The sequence below is a fragment of the Blautia sp. MSK.20.85 genome, assembly GCF_013317245.1.
Classification (GTDB): domain Bacteria; phylum Bacillota; class Clostridia; order Lachnospirales; family Lachnospiraceae; genus Blautia_A.
In genome coordinates this window covers 60,629-83,235 of record NZ_JAAIUN010000001.1, presented here as the reverse complement: position 1 = coordinate 83,235, position 22,607 = coordinate 60,629, and the positions used below count along the sequence as shown (strand labels likewise).

Here is a 22,607-nt window from a genome sequence, read left to right as displayed (position 1 = left end):
CTGTAGGCAAGGAAAGCTGGTTTCAGTGCTCCCATATATTGATTTAACGTGCTATATCAGTCGTTAACCTTCCAGTTAGCCAGCAGTTTCAGCTCGATCCTTGTTCCATCCGGAAGAGAAAACCAGTGGTCATTGATCGGCTTTACCGGATAAGCTTTGATCTTTTCCATTGTTTTTTCCACAGAATCAACGGCAATGGAAATGTGGTCATATCCGTTCTCTGCATCTGTGTTGATGGCAGAAACTTCACAGAGCTGGATACCTTCCCGGAACCAGCATTTGCGCTCTGGTTTTTCCCCGATCTCCCGCCACATATGCATGTCAAAAACATCTTCAAAAAATTTCTGTGCATCTTCATAAGAAGAAGTACGGATCGCTGCATGATCGATCTTTGCCATAAAAATCGTTCCTCCTTTGTATATGATGTATATGAGATTTTTTATCTGTCATAAGAATAAGCGATTTTGTGATAACTGGCAAGGAAAAAAGATTATTATACAGGGGGAGTTTTCTGGTCAGTGAGGGATTTTCATGAGAAAAGGTACAGACAGACCAGAGAACACAGAGGATGCGGAGATTTGGCTTTACAGCAGAGAAGAATATCAAGTATAATATATAGCATCGAAAAATCCGCTCCATCAAAAAGGAATCCTGCAAACAGGGATCCCATCGGGATGGCAGCATAAAGGAAAACAAATATAATACAAAAATCACAACAATAAAGGAATATAACAAATGAGTATTTTAAATGTAGAACACCTGACTCACGGATTTGGAGACAGAGCGATTTTTGAAGACGTGTCTTTCCGTCTTCTGAAGGGAGAACACATTGGACTTGTAGGCGCCAACGGCGAAGGAAAGTCCACATTTATGAGCATCGTAACCGGTAAACTGATGCCAGACGAGGGAAAAGTAGAATGGGCAAAAAATGTCCACGCAGGCTATCTGGATCAGCATGCAGTGCTGGAAAAAGGCATGACCATCGGCCAGGTGCTGAAATCCGCTTTTGATCCCCTTCTGAAAAAAGAAGAGCGCATGAACGAGATCTGCGACAAACTGGGAACTGCAGATCCTGACGAGATGGATGCACTGATGGAAGAACTCGGAACCATCCAGGACGAACTGACACTTCATGATTTTTACGCCATTGATGCAAAAGTAGAGGAAGTTGCCCGGGCACTGGGACTTCTGGATCTGGGACTGGACCGTGATGTTACAGACTTAAGCGGAGGCCAGAGAACCAAGGTACTCCTTGCCAAACTGCTTCTTGAGAAGCCGGACATCCTGCTTCTGGATGAGCCAACCAACTATCTGGATGAGGAACACATTGCATGGCTGAAAAGATATCTTCTGGATTATGAAAACGCCTTTATCCTCATTTCACACGATATTCCGTTCCTGAATTCTGTAGTTAATATCATCTATCACATGGAAAATCAGGAACTGAACCGTTACGTAGGAGACTACGACCATTTCCAGGAAGTCTATGTGGTTAAGAAGGCACAGCTGGAGGCTGCCTACCGAAAACAGCAGCAGGAGATCAGTGAGCTGAAAGACTTCGTAGCAAGAAACAAGGCACGTGTTTCTACAAGAAATATGGCCATGTCCCGCCAGAAGAAACTGGACAAGATGGATGTGATCGAGCTGGCAGCAGAGAAGCCGAAGCCGGAGTTTAACTTCCGCTATGGACGCACACCGGGCAAGATGCTTTTTGAAACACATGATCTGGTCATCGGATATGATGAACCACTTTCCAAACCGCTGAATTTTACCATGGAGCGTGGACAGAAGATTGCCCTGGTAGGAACCAATGGTATCGGTAAAACGACACTGTTACGAAGCCTTCTTGGCCTGAACAAACCGATCTCCGGAAGTGTGGAGCAGGGAGAAAATCTCGAAATTGGATATTTTGAGCAGGAAGTAAAAGGCGAGAACAAGACCACCTGTATCGAAGAACTGTGGCAGGAATTCCCGTCATTTTCCCAGTATGAGGTACGTTCCGCACTGGCAAAATGCGGCCTTACAACCAAACACATCGAAAGCCAGGTCCGTGTCTTAAGCGGTGGTGAGCAGGCAAAGGTCCGTCTCTGCAAACTGGTGAACCGTGATACCAATATCCTGCTTCTGGATGAGCCCACCAACCATCTGGATGTGGATGCAAAAGACGAGCTGAAAAAAGCTCTCCGGGAATACCGCGGAAGTATCCTTCTCATCTGCCATGAGCCGGAATTTTATCAGGATGTGGTAAATGAAGTATGGGATATGAGCAAGTGGACGACAAAGATTTTCTGATGATGTAATTACGATAGAAAAGAAAGGGGTATTTCATGGGTGAAAAACCTCAGAAGATACAAGAACAGAAACAAATAAGCCTGGGTGTGCTGGCTCACGTAGATGCAGGAAAGACAACTTTATCGGAAGGCCTGCTTTTTAAATGCGGAAGGATCCGGAAGATCGGACGTGTGGATCATAAAGACGCATATCTGGATACGTATGAACTGGAACGGGAACGAGGCATTACCATTTTTTCCAAGCAGGCAGTTTTTTCTATGGGAGCGTTTAATGTGACGCTTCTGGATACTCCAGGGCATGTGGATTTTTCTGCGGAAATGGAGCGCACACTGCAGGTGTTGGATTATGCGATTCTGGTGATCAACGGAGCGGATGGTGTGCAGGGCCATACCCAGACACTGTGGAGACTTCTTGAACAGTATAAGATCCCCACATTTCTTTTTGTGAACAAAATGGATCAGGACGGAACAGACAGAGAGGGGCTTCTTCAGGAGCTGAAGAAGAAATTAAGTGGAAACTGTGTGGATTTTGGTGGAGAACTGGAGTGCCACGGTGCAGAAGAATCCGGGAAAGCCATGCAGCAGGTGGATAACTTCGGGAAAACTTTCGGTGAGCCTGAAAATGAATCCGGAGTGGAAAAGCAGATGGATCATGATGGACGTTTTGCAGACAGCAAAAAAAGCGACCATATCAACGGAACCGATGATTTTCTGGAAAATATCGCCGTATGTGATGAAAATCTTCTGGAAAACTTTCTTGAAACAGGGATTATCAAAAAGAAAGCTGTGGTAAAGCTGATCCTGGAGCGGAAGCTTTTCCCCTGTTTCTTTGGCTCAGCTCTGAAAATGGAAGGCGTAGATGCATTCATTCACGGTATGGAAACCTATATGGCAGCGCCTGTTTGCCCATCTGAATTCGGTGCAAAAATTTTCAAGATCGCCAGGGATGATCAGGGTAACCGCTTGACTTACATGAAGATCACAGGCGGCAGCCTGAAAGTAAAAGAAACGCTTACCAATGCAGGGAGAAAAGGAATTCCGGAAGAAGAGATCTGGGAGGAAAAAGTGGATCAGATCCGTATTTATTCCGGTGCGAAGTTTGAGATGCTCAAAGAAGCGGAGGCAGGAACCGTCTGTGCGGTAACAGGCCTTACCGAAACCTATCCGGGAGAGGGCCTGGGTGTTGAGCGGGAGTCTGTCATGCCGGTTCTGGAGCCGGTGCTGAATTATCAGATCATCCTTCCGGAGGGCTGCGATGCCCACAAGATGCTGAAAAGCCTGAAAGAGCTGGAAGAGGAAGAGCCACAGCTTCATATTATGTGGGATGAGCAGCTGGGAGAAATCCATGCCATGCTCATGGGTGAGGTACAGATTGAGATTCTGAAACATCTTATCTGGGAACGCTTCCATGTGGCAGTGGAATTCGGAACCGGAAATATTGTATATAAGGAAACCATTGCCGCACCGGTGGAAGGCGTAGGACATTTTGAACCACTGCGCCATTATGCGGAAGTGCATCTTCTTCTGGAACCGGGAGAAAGAGGAAGCGGGCTGCAGTTTTTTACAGCGGCAAGTGAAGACCAGCTGGACCGGAACTGGCAGCGCCTGATCCTCACCCATCTGGAAGAAAAAGAGCATCTTGGTGTACTTACAGGATCACCGATCACCGATATGCAGATCACTCTTCTTACCGGACGGGCACATCAGAAACACACGGAAGGCGGAGACTTCCGTCAGGCAACTTACCGTGCAGTGCGTCAGGGCCTCAAAAAAGCGAAAACCATTCTTCTGGAACCATACTACAGCTTCCGTCTGGAACTTCCGGCCGAAAATGTGGGCCGTGCCATGACCGATATCCAGCGGATGCAGGGAAACTTCCAGGGACCGGAGACAGAGGGAGAACTGGCTGTGATCACAGGCAGTGCACCGGTTGCAAAAATGCGGGATTATCAGAGCCAGGTAATTTCCTACACAAGAGGAAAAGGCCATCTCACCTGTACGCTGAAAGGCTATGAACCATGCCAGGATCAGGAGCAGATCGTCCAGGAGATCGGCTATGATTCCGAGAGAGATCTTGAGAATCCTACGGGATCTGTATTCTGTGCTCACGGAGCAGGTTTTGTGGTTCCGTGGTATGAGGTAGAGGAATATATGCATCTGGACGGTGCAGAGATCCAGGACTGGGACGATGCGTATGATGATTCCGGTGACAGCAGTACGGGAACTGCGGAAGCTTCCGGAAGAGGATATTCCGTGCAGGGAAAAGATACACACAGTACCAGTTATGGGACAGGAAAAACCTCCCGTGGGAAATATACTTCGATGTATGGAAGCTACGAAGAGGAGAAAGAGCTGAAGGCAATCTTTGAGAAAACTTTCGGTCCTGTGAAATCGAAGAAATATAACAGCAACAGCAGAAGCTTCGGAAATCTGGAAAGCGGCAGCAGCTTTTACGGAAACAGTGGAAAACGCTCTCAATCTTCAGAACTTCCGGGGAAAACCAGTCAGGGTGCCTGGAGAAACAGCAATCCTGCCATCCACAGAGACGACTATCTTCTGGTAGATGGATGCAACATTATTTTTGCATGGGAAGATTTAAGAGATCTTGCCCAGGCTGATTTTCATGCGGCCCAGACCCGTTTAATGGACATATTAAGTGATTATCAGGGCATCAAAGGCTGTATCCTGATCCTGGTATTTGATGCTTACCGTGTGGAAGGCCATCCGGAGGAAACCTTCCAGTACCATAACATCCATGTGGTTTATACCAGAGAAGCAGAGACCGCAGACCAGTATATTGAGCGTACTGTCCATAAAATCGGACGGAAACATAATGTGACAGTTGCCACATCCGATGGCCTGGAACAGATCATCATCATGGGCCAGGGAGCTGCCAGAATCTCAGCCCGCGGTTTTAAAGAGGAGATTGCCTCCGCAAAACAGCAGATGAGGGAAGAATGGCAGGAACGCCGGGACAGCAGCAAAACATATCTCTTTGACAGCATGACCCCGGAATTAAAGTCTCATATGGAAGATATCCGTCTGGGAAGAAAGAAAAAAGAAGAATTATAACAGATACCAGAAAGAACGGACTGTACACCGGGAAATAAAAAGGTGTACAGTCTTTTATTTTCGGAAAAATACCGGCTACAGGCTGTAAAAACTGCACAAAAAGTATAAACTCTCTATTATGAGCATATTTCACAAAAATAAAAAAGCTTTTTGAATTCTTTTGCAAATAAATGGGAAAAGTAGTAAAATAAGGATAGAATCCTCAGTGAGAAGCTCCCTGTCCGGATATATACCCTGGCAGGGAGTTTTCATTAGAGCAATTCAGGGACATTGAAATGCTCACAGAGCACAATAAGACGCCACGATAACAGAAGAAAAAGCAAAAAATGAAAGGATGTGGAAAAATGTTTGAAACAGGCGAATATGTTGTGTATGGCCGTACCGGAATCTGCCAGGTGACGGGAGTTACTACAATGAAGATGGACGGTTCCTCCTCGGAGAGACTTTATTATATATTAAGGCCGGGAGGGGAGACGGAAGGAAAGATTTTTACACCGGTAGAAGGCGGGAAACAGGTGCTTCGTGGAATCATTACAAAAGAAGAAGCTGAGAAACTGATCGACGAAATTCCTTCCATAGAGACACTGAGTATTGAGAACGAAAAATTCAGGGAAGACAGCTACAAAAAATGTATCCGCACCTGCGAATGCAGAGATCTTCTCCGGATCATCAAGACAATCTATATTCGCAAACAGGCCAGATTATCTCATGGCAAAAAAACAACCGCTACAGATGAACGGTATCTGAAACTGGCAGAGGATCATCTCTATTCTGAATTTTCCATGCTACTGGATATTCCCAAAGAACATATGGCAGGTTATATTGAACAGCGGGTGCATCAGCACAGAGAAGAAGAACAGGCCTGCGCTGTTTGACAAAGTGAGGCGTATCTGCTATGGTATTTCCGGTAACCTTTCGGGAAATTCTGTATCCGTGACACAGGACTGCAGGAAGTGTAGAACAGATGCAGGATCAGCCTGAATGCTGTAAAGAAAAGGAGATGCCAGAAGAATGAGAGAACAGCTTACCCGCAAGGATGTTGAAAAAATAGAGCAGGAGATCGAACACCGTAAACTGGTAGTCCGTAAGGAAGCCATTGAGGCAGTTAAGGAAGCACGTGCCCAGGGAGATTTAAGTGAGAACTTTGAGTACTATGCAGCCAAGAAACATAAGAACCAGAACGAGAGCCGTATCCGTTATCTGGAGAGAATGCTGAAGACGGCATCCATTGTATCCGATGATTCCAGAGATGATGAAGTGGGGATGGATGATATCGTAGAAGTGCTTTTTGAAGAAGACAATGAAGTGGAAAAGTACAAGCTGGTCACTTCCATCCGTGGAAATTCCATGGAGAACCGTGTCAGCATTGAATCCCCTATTGGAAAAGCACTTCGGGGACATCGCGTCGGTGACCGGGTCGAAGTGAAGGTCAATGATGATTACAGTTATTACCTTGTGATCAAGTCTATCGATAAAACAGGTTCCGAGGATGAGGAGATCCGCGGATTCTGATTGAAGCCTTCAATTACAGAAAACCGGTGTCCGATATATAGGACACTTCTCTGAAAATCCGGATTACCGGAGAATTATCACGAAAAAGAATCTAAGGCAGAAGACCTGCAATCAGGTCTTTTGTCTTATTTTTTTACATAGATTTTACATTCCGGTGGGGAAAACTTTACAAAGGGCCGCTATCATGAAAAACGTTGAAATGAGAAAAAAGGAAATCAAACATATCTAAAAGAGAAAGTGAAGGAGAGTATTATGGACTTTTTCAGCGTACTGGCATTGCTTGGCGGCCTTGCTATTTTCCTTTATGGAATGAACTTAATGGGAGACGGACTTGCGAAAGTCGCAGGTGGAAAACTGGAACGTATTCTGGAAACCCTTACATCGAGCCCGATCAGAGCGGTTCTTCTAGGAATGGGTGTAACCGCTGTGATCCAGTCTTCATCAGCAACCACGGTTATGGTTGTAGGTTTTGTAAACTCGGGAATCATGAAACTTTCCCAGGTAGTGGGAATTATCATGGGTGCAAATATCGGTACCACAGTAACATCCTGGATCTTAAGTCTTACCGGAATCCAGAGTGATAACTTTATTATCCGGCTTTTTAAACCGACATCATTTTCACCGATTCTTGCTCTGGTTGGCGTAATTCTGATCATGTTTACAAAGAGCCAGAAGAAAAAAGATGTGGGAACCATTTTTGTGGGATTTGCAATTCTGATGTATGGAATGAGTGCCATGAGCGGAGCTGTTGAACCGCTGGCAGATGTACCGGAATTTACCGGAATGCTTGTGAAATTTTCAAATCCTCTGCTGGGAGTTGTGGCCGGTGCGGTGCTTACTGCGATCATTCAGTCATCTTCCGCATCTGTCGGTATCCTGCAGGCACTTTGCCTTACCGGAATGGTACCGTTCAGTGCAGCGCTTCCGATCATCATGGGACAGAATATCGGAACCTGTATCACAGCTATTCTTTCTGCCATTGGTGCGAATGTAAATGCCAAACGTGCGGCAATGATCCATCTGTATTTTAACCTGATCGGAACTGTGCTTTTTATGGCAGTATTCTATACGGTAAATGCGGCAGTGCATTTTTCATTTATGCCACAGGCTGCAACACCGGCGGGAATCGCGATCCTGCACAGTGCCTTTAATGTTACAGCAACACTGGTTCTGCTTCCTTTTGGAAAATGGCTGGAGAAACTTGCCTGTCTTACCATCCGGGACAAAAAAGAAGAAACCGAGACAGCTGTGGCAGCAGATCCGGATTTCATGATCCTGGAGAGCCGTTTTCTGGAAAAGCCTTCATTTGCAGTTGAGCAGAGCCGAAATGCCGCAAAAAAAATGGCAGAGGATTCCCACAGAACTCTGTTTACAGCTCTGGATCTCCTGAAGCATTTCAGTGCAGACGGAAAGAAGGCAGTTGAAGAATCGGAAAAAAAGGTGGACCGTTACGAGGATGAGCTTGGAACCTATCTTGTAAAACTGAACCAGAAAGATCTTTCTGTGCATGACAGCCACAGCATTTCCATTATGCTTCACTGTATCGGTGATTTTGAGAGAATTTCCGATCACGGCGTGAATATTATGGAATCTGCCCAGGAGCTTCATGAAAAAGGACTGAAGTTCTCCGAAAAAGCTCTGGAGGAACTTCGTGTCATGGAACATGCGGTGGAGGATATCGTGGATATCGCCTATAAGGTTTACGAAAATCAGGATGTACAGCTGGCCCGTGAGATCGAACCTCTGGAAGAAGTGATCGATGAGCTGAGCAAGGAGCTGAAATACCGTCATATCCAGCGACTTCGCGCAGGAGAATGTACCATTGAAATGGGATTTATCCTTTCTGATGTGACTACCAGCCTGGAGAGGGTGGCAGACCACTGTTCCAACATCGGCGTCTGTGTAACCCAGGTGCATGAAGATTCCTTTGATACGCATCAGCACCTGAAACAGATCAAGCACAGCCCGGATGAAACATTCTACCGGGAACTGGAGCTGATTCGCAGACAGTATCAGCTTCCAACATTATCCGAAGAAATAGCAAAGGATAAAACAGTAACCGCTGGTGCATAAAAAACAGAATCATAAAAGGCTGATAGAAATGTCGGCTTTCATATGCCCTGGCTATCCGCAAAAGTGTGGAGAACCAGGGCTTGTGCAGTAAAAGGAAAATAGTTATACTGAAAACAGAAAAAATAAAAATACGGCTGACAAAAAAACAGCCGGTGTAACGAACGGAGAGGGATGTGGAATGATCTACTGTGTGGAAGATGAACGAAACATCCGGGAGCTTCTTGTCTATACCCTGGAGACAACCGGATTCGAGGCAGAAGGGTTTGAGACAGGAGTGGAGTTTGACGCAGCGATGAAAAAAAGCCTGCCGGAACTGATCCTTCTGGACATTATGCTCCCGGGAGAAGATGGATATAATATTCTGAAACGGCTGAAAAGCGATACCAGGACCAGGGATATCCCGGTGATCATGGTCACTGCCAAAGAAGCGGAATTTGATAAGGTGAAAGGTCTGGAGGGCGGTGCGGATGATTATATCACGAAGCCTTTTGGAATGATGGAATTTGTAGCCAGGGTAAAAGCAGTTCTCAGGCGCTGCGCAAGACAGAACGAGGAGCGGGAACTGCACTGCAAAGACCTCCGGGTTAATGTAGCCCGTCATGAAGTCAGCTATCAGGGCGAATTGAAAGAGCTTACCAGAAAGGAATTTGAACTGCTGGAGTATCTTCTTGAGAATAAAGGCCTGGTTATGTCCAGAAATCAGATCCTGTGTCATGTCTGGGGATATGATTTTGACGGTGAGACAAGAACGGTGGATGTACATGTGCGAACCCTCCGGCAGAAGCTGGGGGAGGCAGGAAATCTGATCGAGACTGTGCGCGGAGTCGGATACCGGATCGGAGATCACTTATGAAAAAAAAGATCCTGAATCATACAAGTATTATGATCGTCCTTGCTGTCCTGATCACCTTTCTGGCAGCAAGTGTAGTCACTTACAGTAAATTCAACACTTACATGCAAAATGGGGTCCGCGAGGAGGCCAGGTACATCTGCCTTGGCATGGAAGAATGTGGAGATACGTTTCTCTCAAAAAGACTGCGGGCAGTATCCTCCAGCCGTGTAACACTGATCCAAAAAGACGGAACCGTACTTTTTGATTCCCAGACATCCCCGGAAAAACTGGAAAATCACAGCAACCGTCCGGAGTTTATGGAAGCGGAAAAAGACGGAAAAAGTGAAAGTATCCGTTATTCCGAGACATTTGCCAAAAAGACTTTTTATTATGCGGTGCGGCTGGATAACGGGAATGTCTTAAGGGTAGGAAAGACGGTAGATTCTGTATATTCTACCTGGATTTCAAGCCTTGCGGTTCTTGGAATCCTGATGGTACTGGTCCTGATCCTGGAGTTTGCGTTTGTCGAGAGGCAGACCAGGGAGCTGATCAAACCGATCAATGATCTGGACCTGGAGCATCCGCTGAACAATGTGTGCTACGAAGAATTACGCCCCCTTCTTGTGCGGGTGGATGAGCAGAACCGTCAGATCCGGCAGCAGGTAAAAGAGCTGAAAGAGGCCGAAAAAATCCGGAAAGAATTTTCGGCCAATGTATCCCATGAGCTGAAAACACCGCTGATGTCCATTTCCGGATATGCGGAGCTGATGATGAACGGAATGGTTCCGGCAGATCATGTCCAGGAATTTTCCGGAAGGATTTATCATGAGGCGGTACGTCTTTCCAATCTGGTGGCAGATATCATACAGCTGTCCAGACTGGATGAAAGCAACAGTGAAGTTCCTTTTGAGGAAGTGGACCTTTATGAGCTTGCGGAAGATGTACAGAACAATCTCCGTCATCCAGCGGAAAAGAAAAATATATCCCTGGAGCTTACAGGAAGTTCCGAGAAGATCCAGGGTGTCCGTCATGTGCTGTATGAGATGTTTTTTAACATTGCGGATAATGCGGTGCGCTATACAGAACAGAATGGTCATGTGCGTATCATGGTCGGAAACCGTAAGGGAAATCCGTTTTACTGTGTGGTAGACGATGGAATCGGCATTCCGAAAAGTGAACAGGGCAGGATCTTTGAGCGTTTTTACAGGGTGGACAAAAGCCATTCCAGGCAGACCGGAGGAACAGGGCTTGGCCTTTCCATTGTAAAACATGGAGCAACCCTTCATCATGCACAGATCCATGTGGAAAGTGAGCAGGGTGAGGGAACCAGAATGGAGATTGTTTTTCCTGGAAAAGATCAGGCCCGGGGATAAAATGGAAAGAAGCAGTAGGATTTCCAGGGGAAGTGTAGTATAATAAAACGAGGTTCAAAGGCCGGCCGGATGAGAATCTGACCGGCCCGAACTATGTAAGGGGAAAAATCCCTGAATCTCTAAAAATATCAGGAGGAACAAGATTATGAAAGAGCCGGTTCTGGTAGTAATGGCAGCAGGAATGGGAAGCCGCTACGGCGGACTGAAGCAGATCGATCCTGTAGATCAGGAAGGTCATATCATCATGGACTTTTCCATTTATGATGCAGTACGTGCAGGCTTTAAAAAAGTAATATTTATTATAAAAAAAGAAAACGAGCAGGATTTCCGCGATGCCATCGGCGACCGTTTAAGCGATAAGGTGGAGATCGTTTATGTACATCAGGATCTGAATAATATTCCGGAGGGCTTTCAGGTTCCGGAAGGACGTGTGAAACCGTGGGGAACGGGACATGCCGTATTAAGTTGTGCTGAAGTTATTGACGGCCCGTTTGTGGTGATCAATGCAGATGATTATTATGGAACACATGCTTTTAAGATGGCATATGATTTTCTGGCCCAGGCACAGGAGGATACCGTTCCTGCCCAGTATATGATGGTAGGCTACCGTCTGGAAAATACACTGACAGACAACGGCTATGTATCCCGTGGGGTCTGCGAGACAGATGCGGACGGTTACCTTGCGGACATCAATGAGAGAACTCATATCGAGAAACGTGACGGCGGAGCAGCCTACACAGAAGACGATGGAAAAACATGGACCAGCCTTCCGGGAGACACACCGGTATCCATGAACATGTGGGGCTTTACCGGCGGTTTTATGAAAGAGCTGGTAAACCGTTTTCCTGTATTTCTCCAGAAGAATATTCCGGAGAATCCTCTGAAATGTGAATATTTCCTTCCGTTTGTAGTGGATGAACTTTTAAAAGAAAAGAAAGCAACCGTCAAAGTCCTTACCACACAGGACAAATGGTACGGAGTCACCTATAAAGAAGACAAACCGGTAGTGGTTGCGGCAATCCAGAAACTGAAAGATCAGGGACTTTATCCGCAGGGACTTTGGGATTAACCGGAAATTTCTGAGAAACTTTCAAAGATATGGGAAAAGTCAGGTAGTAAACCTGGGTTTCAGCTATTGTGGAAACAGTGGAACAGTGCTAAAATAAACAGGAACAGTTAGATCCAGTAGAGGAGGAGAAAAACTATGGCAATTTTAGTAACAGGTGGAGCAGGATACATTGGAAGTCATACCGTTGTAGAACTGCAGAACGCAGGATATGATGTTGTAGTAGTTGACAATTTATGTAATTCCAGTGAGAAGGCTCTGGACAGAGTATCCAAGATCACAGGAAAACCGGTGAAATTCTATAAAGCAGACATCCTGGACCGTGACGCAATGAATGAAGTTTTTGACAAAGAAGAGATCGACTCCTGTATTCATTTCGCAGGACTGAAAGCAGTAGGTGAATCCGTTGCCAAGCCGTGGGAATATTATGAGAATAATATCGCAGGAACCCTGACACTTGTGGATGTGATGAGAAAGCATAATGTCAAGAATATTATTTTCTCTTCCTCAGCGACCGTATACGGAGATCCGGCAATCATCCCGATCACAGAGGAGTGCCCGAAGGGACAGTGCACCAACCCATATGGCTGGACGAAATCCATGCTGGAGCAGATCCTTACAGATATCCAGAAGGCAGATCCGGAGTGGAATGTAGTTCTTCTTCGTTACTTCAACCCGATCGGTGCTCATAAGAGCGGAACCATCGGTGAGAACCCGAACGGTATCCCGAACAACCTGATGCCATACATCACACAGGTTGCAGTAGGTAAACTGAAAGAACTCGGCGTATTCGGAAACGATTACGATACACCGGACGGAACAGGTGTCCGTGACTACATCCATGTAGTAGACCTTGCCAAAGGCCATGTAAAAGCCCTCAAGAAACTGGAAGATAAATCCGGATTAAGCATTTACAACCTTGGAACAGGTAAAGGCTACAGCGTTCTCGACATTGTTAAGAACTTCGAGGCAGCTACAGGTGTTAAAATCCCATACGTGATCAAAGCACGCCGCCCTGGAGACATCGCAACCTGCTACTCCGATGCATCCAAAGCTGAGAGAGAACTTGGCTGGAAAGCAGAGAACGGAATCCGCGAGATGTGTGCAGACTCCTGGAAATGGCAGAGCCAGAATCCGAATGGATATGAGGATTAAGAAACGGTAAGTACATATCATAAATAAAAACAGGCAGGCTTCTTTTTATAAGAGAGGTCTGCCTGTTTTTTTGGGGTAAAAATGTCGCTTATCATTTCCATAAGCGACACCTGTTTTTCTCAATTATACATAGTTTCCGAATCATAAGCAATGATAGCATCGGCAATATGTGTTGTCAAGCCACGAAAAATGCACTATATTTAGCAGGTTATGCTCTTTTTGGGTGTGAGATATTCCTAAATACGCCACCTGGCTTCCTTTTTTCGCCGATTCGTGGTCACAAAAATGGTCAGGCTTTTGCTATAATGAATGAAAAAGGAGACTGCAATTATGCCTAGAAAAGGGGAAAATATCAGAAAGAGAAAAGATGGAAGATGGGAAGCGCGCTATGAAAAATCCCGTGACCAAAATGGCCGGATTCAGTATGGCTATGTATATGCTCACACTTATGATTCTGTAAAAAAGAAAAAGCTGGCAATTTTATGTAAAAACAGGCCACAGACAAATATCGGAAGAAAAATCTTCTTTCGGAACCTTAATCAGGAATGGCTGGCATCTGTTCGATACACTGTAAAGATCAGTACTTATACCTGTTATGAAACTTTGATCAGCATACATATTATTCCTGAATTTGGGGACATTCCTGTAAAATATATCTCATCAGATTCTATATACAGATTTTCCGAAAAACTGAAAAAAGAAGGGCTTTCTTCCCGCACCATAAAAAACATTCTTATTTTATTCCACAGTATCCTTCAATATGGAGAAAAGCAGGGATATATCAATCATCTTTCTCAGCTGGAATTTCGTTATCCTAAAATAATAGAACATTCTTTTAATATCATATCTCAGGAAAATCTCACAAAATTAATTTCTGTTCTTTGTACAGACACATCCAGATTTTGTCTTTATCTGAAAGAATTTATTACTGTGAATGTGGAAACAGAATGGATCGTGATGTGAATGCGGCATTCAATATCATGAACGAAGGAAAACGGATCCTTATAGAATGTGCATGATAACACAATAAAAAGTTCGCATCCGTACTTATAAAAACCGCGGGACACGCAGGGATAGCCTGTTTTATCTTTGCTCTGAAGGGCAATTGAGCAGGAACCCCCACATCAAAATCTATAAGATTTAAGTGGTGGGAGTATGTCACTATGCGGGATTTTGCGCTTATAGATTTTATTGTCAACAGGCTTGACAATTTTGAACATATGGTATAAACTACAGAAAAATACAACCAACAGTTGTTATGGAGGAACTATATGGAACAGATTTTCGTGTATAGGACCTCCGGTGGTAAAAATATTTTAAGTAATCTTTCAAACGAAGTAAAGCCGATAGTATTAACTGTGCTGGAGGGAATACTAAAGGATGGACTAGAGAACTTTACTACGAGACCGATTGATAAAAAGATTACGCCAACACTTTACGAAATTAAGAAGAAAGATGTGCGTATATTTTATTACAGGGGTTTGGATAATACTATAAATATTGTATATATAACGGAGCATAAACAGAAAAATAAGACGGAAAAGACAGATAAGAAAACCGCTGTTGACAGGGAAAAACGAATGTTAAAAAATCCGCTTATTCACAGAGAACATATATAGAAAATACCACTGGAGCATTAGTGCCTGAGAGAATTGATCTCTCAGGCAGAAGTCCTAAAAGTGTTTATATAGTTTCGAAAAAATATAATTTATGAAAGAAAGGAGTGATGAGTGTTATGCTAGATCCAAAATTATATTTAAATATTCAATGTTATAAAAATGGATAAAGATGTCTTTGATTTAGTTTATTGTAAAAGGAAATAGCAATATGGGTGCATTAGAAGAGTTGAAAAAAGAAGTAGCATCTGATTTGATACTTAAAAAGCAATATGAGATAGAAACGGAAATTTATAATATTGCTATATGTCTGAAAAGAATCCGGAAAGAAAAAAAGTTAACGCAAAAAGATGTTGCACAGAGAACAGGTTTAACACAACAGATGATTTCGAAAATTGAATCATATAATGGAAATCCATCAATAGAATCTTTTGTGAAATATTGTAATGGAATAGGAATTAATTTATTGGAGGTGTTATTAAATTACTGCAAATAATGTTTTAACCGAATCTGCGAAGCAGTTATTCGGTGTAGAACTGCGTAGCGAATGCGGATTGCGAATATCCGCTTGACATACAACCGCAAGAAAGGAGCTTATTATGGATAATGACAATGCAAAAGAACTGATTTCAGAAAATAATAAATATTATATAGCCGTTGATAAGAAAGAAGCATCAGGAGATATGAAACATGTGTTGAACGAAATGGTTGGATTTGGCTATGAAAAGATCGCCGAACACGAATACAATGGTGATGTAATAGTCATTTATGCAAAAAGAAAATAACATATGTCGGTAAAAAAGAACACTTGCCATACCCGCAGCACAGGTGTTAAAATAATCACATCAAACAACAAGGAGAAAAACGAATGTACGATTATCTTATCGTAGGCGCCGGTCTTTACGGTGCTGTCTTTGCTCATGAGGCGAAGAAGGCGGGCAAATCTGTTCTCGTGATCGACAAACGCCCGAATATTGCAGGAAACGTGTACACAGAGAAGATTGAGGGAATCAATGTTCATAAGTATGGTGCACATATTTTCCATACCAATAATAAGAAGGTCTGGAATTATATTACACAGTTTGCGGAGTTCAACCGTTTTACAAACAGCCCGGTTGCCAATTATCATGGTGAGCTGTACAGCCTTCCGTTTAATATGTATACCTTCAATAAGATGTGGGGGGTTGTGACTCCGGAGGAGGCTGCTGAGAAAATCGAGGAGCAGCGTAAGGCAGCTGGTATCACAGAACCGAAGAACCTTGAGGAGCAGGCAATCAGCCTGGTTGGTACAGATATCTATGAGAAGCTGATCAAGGGTTATACAGAGAAGCAGTGGGGACGTCCATGCACAGAGCTTCCTTCCTTTATCATCAAGAGACTTCCGGTCCGTCTGACTTTTGATAACAACTATTTCAATGCTCTTTATCAGGGAATCCCGGTTGGCGGATATACGAAGATGGTAGCGAACCTCCTGGACGGCATTGAGGTTCGTCTGAATGAGGATTACCTTGAGAAGAAGGCTGAGTATGATGCTATGGCTGAGAAGGTTATCTACACAGGTGCCATTGACGCATACTTTGATTATAAGCTTGGAACACTGGAGTATCGTTCTGTCCGTTTTGAGAATGAGACTCTTGATAAGCCGAATTTCCAGGGTAATGCAGCTGTGAACTACACAGATGTTGAGACACCGTGGACACGTATCATTGAGCATAAATGGTTTGAGTTCGGCAAGGATGAGAAAGGCAACGATCTTCCGAAGACTGTGATCAGCCGTGAGTACAGTTCTGAGTGGAAACCGGGCGATGAGCCATATTATCCGGTTAATGATGAGAAGAACGGACAGCTTTACGCACAGTATAAAGAACTTGCACAGAAGGAATCCAAGGTAATCTTTGGCGGACGTCTTGGCGAGTACAAGTATTATGATATGGATGCGGTAATCGCGTCTGCACTGGATATGTGCGAGAGAGAACTGGCATAAAACATATACACCAGACAGGAAACGCTGGCAGTACCACTACTAATGATAAGATCCTCTTATATTTCGGAGCAGAAGAGAAATATAAGAGGATTTTGCGTATACGGGAAACGAAGATGCGGGTACGGATGGAGGAGACAGAATGAAAAGAATAAAAGGTGTGCTGCTGGCGGCTTTGCTGACAGTGACGGTAAGTATGCCGGTTTATGCGGACAGATCAGAGAAAGTGGAACTTCCGCAGAGCAGCACGGATTATTATATGACCGTGGATTCCGGTGAGGACGGAGTGGATATTTATCCGTCAACAGATAAAAAAAGTGGAAAATTTAACGGAACTGAAATTAAAGACGGAACAGTTCTGCATATTGAAGGGGAAACGGAGAAAGACGGCGAGAACTGGGGTTATACCGAGTATCAGGGAAGACATGGATATGTGCCTCTTGATGAACTCCGACCATCGAAGGATGAAGAGCTGGCAGCAGCCGGAATAACGAAAGGAACCGGTGCAGATTCAGCAGGAACCGGAATTGAACAGGGTCTGAATGACCAGACGGGATCATCCGAAACCCGGCAGGAACCGAATGACGGTATTGCCGTATCAGGAACGCCACGGGAATCAGATGACAGTACGGATGTCTCCGGAACAGAGAAAGAAGTATCTTCCGGCGGAACTGGGGAAGTATATGGTCCGGCAGTACAGATATCTCCGGTTTCCACAGAAGAACAGGAAGAGACAGATGCGAAACCGGTCAATGGTTCCGTTGCGAAATCCTTCAAAGAAACAAAAGTATGGTACAGGAATCCTTTTATCTGGATCGGGACAGCGACAGCGCTTGCAGTGATCGGGATTTTCGGTTATCATTTGAAAAAAAGAGGATAATCATACAGTTAAAGCAAAAGAGGAGAATCATGTGAAAAGATCAAAACTGTTCAGGAAAAAATTGCTTCCATTATTTCTGAGTGTGGCTGTCGCGGGTAGTCAGGTGCCGGTTATGGCTGCGGATTTCGGTGATACGGCAGTCGTGTCAGCGGATGCGGATGAGACAGAGAGAAGTCAGAGCATACGAAATCAGGGTCAAACCGGGGAATCATCTGAAGCAGGGGCTGAAGATGGTGGAACTACGCAGAACGATACGGATGGAGTATCTGTGGCAGGAACCTCAGATACAGAAACGGAAGAGATCTCGCAGGGAAGTGACGACAATATTTCGGAGGAGCTGGATCAGGATGACAGAACAGACTGGACTTCGCCGGATAGTGAGGAGAATGTTTTTTCTGATTCTACAGAGAACACATTTGGAGATGGAACCGGTGATGGGGAAGACTCCCAAATAGAATATATCAAAGGGCGTCCGCTGACAGAAGAGGAAGAAAAAGAACAGCTGGCTCCGTTTGATTCCCTTACCAGTTACACGACAGTTGAGCCTATCGGAAATGATACAGAGGATGTTCCAGGGGCACGGGCAGCGGCGTATCCGTCCTACTATAATGCAGCGGATCTGGGATACGTAACTTCTGTGAAAAATCAGGAACCCTACGGAATGTGCTGGGCATTTGGAATGGCATCACTTCTGGAGACTTCACTCCTTTCACAGGGCCTTGGAACATATGATCTTTCTGAAGAACATCTGGCGTATTTTTTTGCAAACCGGAATAACGATCCTCTTGGAAATACTGCCGGTGATATTAATTACCATTATGGAACAGATGACTATGGAAATCAGGATTATCATGAATCCGGAAATGACATGCTCGCATCATTTTTTCTGAGCACCTGGTCAGGGATGACAACAGAAGAAGATGTTCCGATGGCAACAGATGAGACACATACGAAGAAAACCGGAGTAATCCCGGATGCGTCCAAGGAATACGATGCGGTGGCATATCTGAAGAATGCATATTTTTCCGATTATTCAGTAAGTGCAATGAAAAAAATGGTGCTTGCGAATAATGCAGTGACCCTTATGTACAATGCACAGAATCGATATTACAATGCGGATACAGCCGCATACTCCTATCCGTCCAGTACCAAAAGCATCAACCATCTGGTTACAGTAGTGGGATGGGATGACAATTATTCTGCAAAAAATTTTAAGACAGCGTCGAATGTAACTGCAGATGGTGCATGGATCGTCAAGAACAGCTGGGGAGAAAACTGGGGAAAAAATGGATATTTCTACTTATCTTATCAGGATGGTTCCATTAACAACCTGGTGGCAGCTTCAGCAACGAATCAGCCAAAGTATACCAATAATTATTTTTATGACGGAACCTGCGGGCTGAGTGCCCTGGCGATGTATGCCGGAGATAAGATTGCCAGTGTTTTCCGTGCTTCTGCAGGAAACGGTAAGGCGGAGAAGCTTGGCGAAGTGACGCTTGCAGCTCTGACGACCAACAATACCTATAAAGTGCAGGTGTATACAAACCTTAAAAACGCAAAAGATCCCACAAGTGGAACGCCGGCATATGCCACACCGGTAACTTTAAGACAGCCGATGGCCGGAATTATGACATTTCAGATCCCGGAGGTACTGATCAGCCAGGGAAGTTCTTACTCTATTGTGGTAACGAATGCGGGAAATGCAACTATTAAGTATTATGTGGAAGCAGAAGTTTCTTATGGCTGGTGCGAATTCGAACCCTCGATTCTGTCAGGTCAGAGTTTCCGTTATCTGAATTCGCAGAAAGAATGGGAAGATGGTGCGGATCTTGTGTTAAGTACCAAAACGAGGGATATTTATGGAATTACCTATCGGATCAAAGCCCATACAAAAACACTGGACAGCCCGGCAAAAATGCAGATTTCCAATACATCTCTGTCCATGTATGCCGGTGAGAAAAAATCTCTGAGTGCTTCCGCAACAAGAACGGAGATGACAACGTCCGGAATCAGCTGGGAGAGTTCGGATACGAATATTGCCACAGTCAGCAGTAATGGTCTGGTAACTGCGAAGCATCCCGGAACAGTGACGATTTCCTGCTATGGAAATAACGCGAAAGGAATCAGGGCATCCTGTAAAGTAACCGTGAAATTAAAACAGCCTGCCGGGCTGAAGATCACTTCCAAAGCCTACAATAAGATCAACCTGGCCTGGTCAGCAGTAACGGGATGCAACTATTATGTGATCTACCGAAGCGAAAACGGTGGAAAAGAAAGCAAACTGACGAGTATGAAATCCAGTATACAAAGCTGGAGTGATACGACTGTAAAAACAGGAAATACCTACAGTTACCGTGTCAGGGCAGCATATGTATGTACAGGAAAAACAACGCTCTATGGAACTGCTTCCACTGCCGTGTCCGCAAAGACAAAACTTGCAAAAGCAGCAGCCAGTGCGACTGCGGTTTCTGGTCCGAAAAATACAGTTTCCTGGGGGAAAGTTCCGGGAGCAAGCGGCTATCGTGTATATCGCAGAACAGGGAACAGTGACTGGGAGAGGATCGCTGAAGTGAAAAGTAATGTTTCCAGCTATCAGGATTCCCAGATCCGGGGAATTACGTCTTATACGTATTCTGTACGTGCATACCGTAACGTAGACGGAAAGAAAGTTTTTGGCAGTTATAAGGAGAGCAGAGCTGTTTTATCCTATCCGGATATCCAGAAAATTTCTGCTGTGAAGAAAACATCCAGTGGACTTAAACTTTACTGGAGGGCACAGAGCCGTGCAACATTCTATGATGTTTACCGGAAGACCAAAAACAGCACCTGGAAAAAAATAGGCACTGTCTCAGGCAGAAGTACTACAGTATCTTATGAGGATAAGACGGCGAAGAAGGGGACAACCTACTATTATGCGGTCCGTGCCGGTGTAAAAACATCCGAAGGGAAAACGCTCTGCGGAAGTTACGCTGCAAAATCAGGAAAAAGATAAAAACAAAAAGTCAAAACTCCCGTTTCCATTCCTCTGAAAAGAGTATGGAAACGGGAGTTTCTGGTTGAATATGTGTGTATATATGATATATCAGGCAGTTCAGAAGAAAGATCAGTCGTTGTTGATCACAACACCTTTCTGAAGCATTACATTGGCATAAAGTGCTTTCTCACTTGTGGAGATGATGCAGTATGCAGTTTTTGCTTCATCATAGAATGCGAAACGCTCGATATTTCCGATGGCTTTCTCGCCACGCTCGTCATGTTTGGAAACGATCTCTTTATATGTATCCCAGATCGGTGTCTCCACGTCATCACCAGGCATTACTTCCATCAGGTTTACCGGATGTTCTACATAGGTATCCAGCGGGAAGAGTTTCAGGATGGCATCCAGGATCTCCGGAACACCATGTCCGTCACAGCGGATGGTAATGGCATTTTTTCCCATGGATTCTACCGGGAAGTTTCCGTCAGCGATTACAAGACGGTCACTGTGTCCCATCTCACATAAAACTTTCAGTAATTCTGGTGATAAGATTTCTGGAATTCCTTTTAACATTGTTCATATCCTCCTAAGATCATTGTGTACTTATAACATTTCCGGAAAATGCTGCATCCGTTTCTGGTATTCAGAACGGGATACAGCGCTTCCTGAAATTGTTATGCTGCCGGTAGTATCAGACGGACCTGCCCGGCCACAGGTTTGTATTACTTTTAATTATTAATCTAACGGTATTTTGTCTTCTTTTCAAGGTAATATTTTCCTGTAAATGATGAAAATTTTATAGTTGACAGAAACGTTTCGGTGCGTTAAGATGAACTCAAACAGAAACGTTTCGGTTTCTGGATCAAATGAAGAAATAATATAAAAAATAAACACAATAATTCCAAGGAGGAAAAGATTATGCCACTGGTTACATCTAAAGAAATGCTGTTAAAAGCACAGAAGGGCGGATATGCGGTAGGAGCTTTCAACGCAGAGAATATGGAAATGGTGAAAGCGATCATCCAGGCAGCTGAGGAGCTGAAAGCACCGGTTATGATCCAGACAACACCATCTACGATCAAATATGGTACTGTTGAGACTTACGCAGCAATCGTGGCAGCAGAGGCAGCCAAGGCTTCTGTTCCGGTATGCCTTCATCTTGACCACGGCAGCAGTTTTGAACTTGCAATGCAGGCAATGCATGCAGGCTACACATCTGTGATGATCGACGGTTCCAAACTGGATTTTGAGGACAATATCAAAGAGACCAAGAGAGTTGCGGACGTAGCAGCAGCCCTGAACATTCCATGTGAGGCTGAGCTTGGTAAGGTAGGCGGTAAAGAGGACGACCTTGAGGCTGAGGCAGACACCAACACAGATCCGCAGGAAGCAAAAGAATTCGTAGAGCGCACAGGTGTTACTTCTCTGGCAGTTGCCATCGGAACCGCACATGGCTTCTATGTAGGAACACCGGTTCTTGACAAAGAGCGCTTAAGTGAGATCCGCGAAGTTGTAGATATCCCGCTTGTTCTTCACGGAGCATCCGGACTCAGCGATGAGGATGTCAGTGATTGTGTAAAACGTGGTATCTGTAAAGTAAATTTTGCAACAGAGCTTCGTGCAGCATACTCCAAAGCAGTAAAAGAGACATTTACAGAGAATGAGGACACCATCGACCCGAAGGCATACGGAAAGAAAGCCATCCAGGCAGTGAAAGAGCTGGTTGAGGCACGTATGAAAGTCTGCGGCTGCGATGGAAAGGCAGAATAAGGAATTTCT

The 22,607-nt window shown here is 44.6% G+C and carries 19 protein-coding genes and 1 pseudogene; 18 read left to right on the top strand and 2 right to left on the bottom strand.

The window, feature by feature from the left end; all coding sequences use genetic code 11:
- Positions 1-56: 56 nt before the first annotated feature.
- Positions 57-398, bottom strand: a complete 342-nt coding sequence (locus tag G5B12_RS00355) for a VOC family protein (protein WP_021977822.1) — start codon at positions 396-398, stop codon at positions 57-59.
- A 337-nt stretch (positions 399-735) separates the two neighbouring features.
- On the opposite strand from G5B12_RS00355, the gene G5B12_RS00350 reads away from it, so the two are divergent.
- The 17 genes and pseudogenes from G5B12_RS00350 (at position 736) to G5B12_RS00275 (ending at position 20,843) form a co-directional block, all read left to right on the top strand.
- Entirely contained in the window at positions 736-2,292 is a 1,557-nt protein-coding gene (locus G5B12_RS00350; protein WP_021977823.1) for an ABC-F family ATP-binding cassette domain-containing protein, read from the top strand.
- Between the two features lie 35 nt (positions 2,293-2,327).
- Positions 2,328-5,363, top strand: a complete 3,036-nt coding sequence (locus tag G5B12_RS00345; protein ID WP_174087541.1) for a translation factor GTPase family protein — start codon at positions 2,328-2,330, stop codon at positions 5,361-5,363.
- 344 nt (positions 5,364-5,707) lie between these two features.
- Positions 5,708-6,238 carry a CarD family transcriptional regulator gene (locus G5B12_RS00340; RefSeq protein ID WP_021977825.1) on the top strand — a complete coding sequence of 177 codons (531 nt, stop codon included), beginning with the start codon at positions 5,708-5,710 and terminating at the stop codon, positions 6,236-6,238.
- A gap of 136 nt (positions 6,239-6,374) precedes the next feature.
- Entirely contained in the window at positions 6,375-6,875 is a 501-nt protein-coding gene (greA, locus tag G5B12_RS00335) for a transcription elongation factor GreA (RefSeq protein WP_021977826.1), read from the top strand.
- A gap of 252 nt (positions 6,876-7,127) precedes the next feature.
- Positions 7,128-8,948 carry a Na/Pi cotransporter family protein gene (locus G5B12_RS00330; RefSeq protein ID WP_174087540.1) on the top strand — a complete coding sequence of 607 codons (1,821 nt, stop codon included), beginning with the start codon at positions 7,128-7,130 and terminating at the stop codon, positions 8,946-8,948.
- A gap of 178 nt (positions 8,949-9,126) precedes the next feature.
- On the top strand, positions 9,127-9,801 hold the full coding sequence (locus G5B12_RS00325) for a winged helix-turn-helix domain-containing protein (protein ID WP_021977828.1): 675 nt from the start codon (positions 9,127-9,129) through the stop codon (positions 9,799-9,801).
- Positions 9,798-11,153 carry a sensor histidine kinase gene (locus G5B12_RS00320; RefSeq protein ID WP_174087539.1) on the top strand — a complete coding sequence of 452 codons (1,356 nt, stop codon included), beginning with the start codon at positions 9,798-9,800 and terminating at the stop codon, positions 11,151-11,153. The genes G5B12_RS00325 and G5B12_RS00320 overlap by 4 nt, the downstream gene beginning before the upstream one ends.
- A gap of 145 nt (positions 11,154-11,298) precedes the next feature.
- On the top strand, positions 11,299-12,222 hold the full coding sequence (locus G5B12_RS00315; RefSeq protein WP_021977830.1) for a sugar phosphate nucleotidyltransferase: 924 nt from the start codon (positions 11,299-11,301) through the stop codon (positions 12,220-12,222).
- 135 nt (positions 12,223-12,357) lie between these two features.
- On the top strand, positions 12,358-13,374 hold the full coding sequence (gene galE, locus G5B12_RS00310; RefSeq protein ID WP_118061961.1) for a UDP-glucose 4-epimerase GalE: 1,017 nt from the start codon (positions 12,358-12,360) through the stop codon (positions 13,372-13,374).
- 309 nt (positions 13,375-13,683) lie between these two features.
- Positions 13,684-14,055, top strand: a pseudogene (locus tag G5B12_RS18455) (site-specific integrase); the annotation flags it as partial.
- Between the two features lie 200 nt (positions 14,056-14,255).
- Entirely contained in the window at positions 14,256-14,393 is a 138-nt protein-coding gene (locus G5B12_RS18215) for a zinc ribbon domain-containing protein (RefSeq protein ID WP_291542162.1), read from the top strand.
- Between the two features lie 252 nt (positions 14,394-14,645).
- Positions 14,646-14,993: a hypothetical protein gene (locus tag G5B12_RS00300; RefSeq protein ID WP_118061956.1), complete on the top strand. Its 348-nt coding sequence runs from the start codon at positions 14,646-14,648 to the stop codon at positions 14,991-14,993.
- 208 nt (positions 14,994-15,201) lie between these two features.
- Positions 15,202-15,486 carry a helix-turn-helix domain-containing protein gene (locus G5B12_RS00295; RefSeq protein ID WP_021977834.1) on the top strand — a complete coding sequence of 95 codons (285 nt, stop codon included), beginning with the start codon at positions 15,202-15,204 and terminating at the stop codon, positions 15,484-15,486.
- 103 nt (positions 15,487-15,589) lie between these two features.
- Positions 15,590-15,775, top strand: coding sequence for a hypothetical protein (locus G5B12_RS00290; protein WP_021977835.1), 186 nt, complete (start codon positions 15,590-15,592; stop codon positions 15,773-15,775).
- An 83-nt stretch (positions 15,776-15,858) separates the two neighbouring features.
- Positions 15,859-16,974, top strand: coding sequence for a UDP-galactopyranose mutase (glf, locus tag G5B12_RS00285; RefSeq protein ID WP_119247778.1), 1,116 nt, complete (start codon positions 15,859-15,861; stop codon positions 16,972-16,974).
- A 139-nt stretch (positions 16,975-17,113) separates the two neighbouring features.
- Positions 17,114-17,851, top strand: coding sequence for a hypothetical protein (locus G5B12_RS00280; RefSeq protein ID WP_021977837.1), 738 nt, complete (start codon positions 17,114-17,116; stop codon positions 17,849-17,851).
- 31 nt (positions 17,852-17,882) lie between these two features.
- Positions 17,883-20,843, top strand: a complete 2,961-nt coding sequence (locus G5B12_RS00275) for a C1 family peptidase (protein ID WP_174087537.1) — start codon at positions 17,883-17,885, stop codon at positions 20,841-20,843.
- Positions 20,844-20,954: 111 nt separating this feature from the next.
- On the opposite strand, the gene G5B12_RS00270 is transcribed toward G5B12_RS00275, so the two are convergent.
- Complete coding sequence (locus G5B12_RS00270) at positions 20,955-21,401, bottom strand: RbsD/FucU family protein (protein ID WP_021977839.1); 447 nt, start codon at positions 21,399-21,401, stop codon at positions 20,955-20,957.
- A 345-nt stretch (positions 21,402-21,746) separates the two neighbouring features.
- Between G5B12_RS00270 and G5B12_RS00265 the strand changes: the two genes are divergently transcribed.
- Entirely contained in the window at positions 21,747-22,598 is an 852-nt protein-coding gene (locus G5B12_RS00265) for a class II fructose-bisphosphate aldolase (protein WP_174087536.1), read from the top strand.
- Positions 22,599-22,607 lie beyond the last annotated feature (9 nt).

Bases quoted from the DNA above. Each gene is read 5' to 3' on its own strand.
- G5B12_RS00355 (WP_021977822.1), bottom strand. From the start codon at position 398: ATGGCAAAGATCGATCATGCAGCGATCCGTACTTCTTCTTATGAAGAT.
- G5B12_RS00350 (WP_021977823.1), top strand. From the start codon at position 736: ATGAGTATTTTAAATGTAGAACACCTGACTCACGGATTTGGAGACAGA.
- G5B12_RS00345 (WP_174087541.1), top strand. From the start codon at position 2,328: ATGGGTGAAAAACCTCAGAAGATACAAGAACAGAAACAAATAAGCCTG.
- G5B12_RS00340 (WP_021977825.1), top strand. From the start codon at position 5,708: ATGTTTGAAACAGGCGAATATGTTGTGTATGGCCGTACCGGAATCTGC.
- greA (WP_021977826.1), top strand. From the start codon at position 6,375: ATGAGAGAACAGCTTACCCGCAAGGATGTTGAAAAAATAGAGCAGGAG.
- G5B12_RS00330 (WP_174087540.1), top strand. From the start codon at position 7,128: ATGGACTTTTTCAGCGTACTGGCATTGCTTGGCGGCCTTGCTATTTTC.
- G5B12_RS00325 (WP_021977828.1), top strand. From the start codon at position 9,127: ATGATCTACTGTGTGGAAGATGAACGAAACATCCGGGAGCTTCTTGTC.
- G5B12_RS00320 (WP_174087539.1), top strand. From the start codon at position 9,798: ATGAAAAAAAAGATCCTGAATCATACAAGTATTATGATCGTCCTTGCT.
- G5B12_RS00315 (WP_021977830.1), top strand. From the start codon at position 11,299: ATGAAAGAGCCGGTTCTGGTAGTAATGGCAGCAGGAATGGGAAGCCGC.
- galE (WP_118061961.1), top strand. From the start codon at position 12,358: ATGGCAATTTTAGTAACAGGTGGAGCAGGATACATTGGAAGTCATACC.
- G5B12_RS00300 (WP_118061956.1), top strand. From the start codon at position 14,646: ATGGAACAGATTTTCGTGTATAGGACCTCCGGTGGTAAAAATATTTTA.
- G5B12_RS00295 (WP_021977834.1), top strand. From the start codon at position 15,202: ATGGGTGCATTAGAAGAGTTGAAAAAAGAAGTAGCATCTGATTTGATA.
- G5B12_RS00290 (WP_021977835.1), top strand. From the start codon at position 15,590: ATGGATAATGACAATGCAAAAGAACTGATTTCAGAAAATAATAAATAT.
- glf (WP_119247778.1), top strand. From the start codon at position 15,859: ATGTACGATTATCTTATCGTAGGCGCCGGTCTTTACGGTGCTGTCTTT.
- G5B12_RS00280 (WP_021977837.1), top strand. From the start codon at position 17,114: ATGAAAAGAATAAAAGGTGTGCTGCTGGCGGCTTTGCTGACAGTGACG.
- G5B12_RS00270 (WP_021977839.1), bottom strand. From the start codon at position 21,401: ATGTTAAAAGGAATTCCAGAAATCTTATCACCAGAATTACTGAAAGTT.
- G5B12_RS00265 (WP_174087536.1), top strand. From the start codon at position 21,747: ATGCCACTGGTTACATCTAAAGAAATGCTGTTAAAAGCACAGAAGGGC.